General features: G+C 74.0%; 1 protein-coding gene. It reads left to right on the top strand.

All coding sequences use genetic code 11. The features are described from left to right. Positions 1-735 (top strand): condensation domain-containing protein (locus tag KVP70_RS33115; protein ID WP_217946690.1); only part of this gene is annotated, 735 nt, incomplete at both ends.

Here is a 735-nt window from a genome sequence, read left to right on the forward strand (position 1 = left end):
CCGACGGTGGCCGGCCTGGCCGAGCGGGTGGACGCGCTGCGCGCCGCCAGCACGGCGGTGCTGCCGACGATCGCCGCGCTGGCGCCGCAGGAATCGTATGCGGTGTCGGCCGCGCAGCGCCGTCTGTGGCTGCTGCATAAGCTGGACCCGTCCAGCACCGCCTACCATGTGCCGGCGCTGTTGCCGCTGGACGCGGCGCTCACGCGCGAGGCGCTGGAAGGCGCGCTGGCGGCGGTGGCGGCACGCCACGAGACGCTGCGCACCGTGTTCTTCGAGGACGATGACGGCCAGCTGCGCCAGCGTGTCGAGCCGGCCGTCGCGGTGGCGGTGGCGGAGCGCGTGATCGGCTCCGAGGCGGAGCTGCGCCGGCACGTGCTGGCGTTCACCACCCGCGCGTTCGACCTGCGCGACGGCGCGCTGTTCCGCGGCGAGCTGCTGCGCACCTGGGACGGCCGCCTGCTGCTGGCCTGGTGCATGCATGAGATCATCGCCGACGGCAGCTCGGGCATGTTGCTCGAGCGCGAGGTGATGGCGCTGCTGGAGCAGGGCGCCGGGGGCGGCGCCGCGCTGCCGGCGCTGGCGATCCAGTACCGCGACTTCGCGGCCTGGCAGAACGGTCTGATCTCGGCGCAGGCCGAACATCCCAGCCGTGGCTACTGGCACCAGCAGCTGCAGGGCGAGCTGCCGCGCGTGCAGCTGCCGTTCGACTTCCCGCTGTCGGCCACCACGCCGACC

This window comes from Duganella violaceipulchra, assembly GCF_019166075.1.
GTDB lineage: Bacteria > Pseudomonadota > Gammaproteobacteria > Burkholderiales > Burkholderiaceae_D > Rugamonas > Rugamonas violaceipulchra.